Raw genomic sequence first — 871 nt, forward strand, 5'->3', positions numbered from 1 at the left:
ACGTCTTCGAACTCGCCATTGGGAAGGATGGCGAACAGAGTATAGTTCTCGATGTCGCGGATGCCCGCGGCATTGAGGATCTGACCGCCGACCGGGATGGGGTCGGCGACGGATGCGTCCTTGAAGGTTACACCATCATTGGTGAAGCGGACGCGGTAGGCGGTGTTGGCGGCGATTGCCGCAGTTTCGTCGGGGATGCTCATTTCATTTTTCTCCAGGGCCACATGCCCTCACAGAGATGATCTGAGCCATCCGACCGAACCGGTAAGTCGTCTTCAAACTTTTTTAACGAGGGTGCCCTCTGGCAGTGCGCCGCAGATGAAGAACGCAGGACACTTCGGGCATGGGCGTCCCGTCCGGTCCAAGGGCAGTTCGCCGGCCACAATGGTGGAGAGCAATTCATCGACTTCGTTGCGACGGCTCATCCACTTCTTGGCTTCGATCTCGATGGACACGGGATCGGGCTCGGCCAGATGCACTACCTCGACGGTCGATCCGGGGAAGGCGTCTTTCGCGGCGAAGAACATCGCGGTGGTCGATGCATCGGTCAGAGCCGACTTAACCGTCTGGCCAGTCTTAACCCGACGAACCAAAATTCGGCCATCGGGTGTTTCGAGCAGATCGTCCACCCTGATGTCGATACTCGCGGCCGTGCCGACGAGTGTCAGGCCCGGATCGGTCCGTTTCGTCATACCTGCACGGCTTTCGATGAGCCTGTCGATCAAATACTCGGCTATGCCACGATACTCTGGAGCATAGCCGTTGACGCTTACCCCTTTGTCATCGAGTGCGGCCGAGAGCCGGCGGTCGAGCTCGTCCTGGGTTACATGGTTGGGTTCCTGCGTGACCACCCAATCCACGACCGCCTGCA

The 871-nt window shown here is 59.1% G+C and carries 1 protein-coding gene and 1 pseudogene; both read right to left on the reverse strand.

The genetic code is table 11. The features are described 5' to 3' along the window. Positions 1 to 203 (reverse strand): annotated as a pseudogene (locus CEV33_RS00270) (multiubiquitin domain-containing protein); the annotation flags it as partial. Positions 204 to 275: 72 nt separating this feature from the next. Continuing rightward, a partial coding sequence (locus CEV33_RS23865) for a hypothetical protein (protein ID WP_208620110.1) occupies positions 276 to 871 on the reverse strand: 596 nt, incomplete at its 5' end.

It is taken from the genome of Brucella grignonensis, assembly GCF_002252505.1.
GTDB classification, from domain to species: domain Bacteria; phylum Pseudomonadota; class Alphaproteobacteria; order Rhizobiales; family Rhizobiaceae; genus Brucella; species Brucella grignonensis.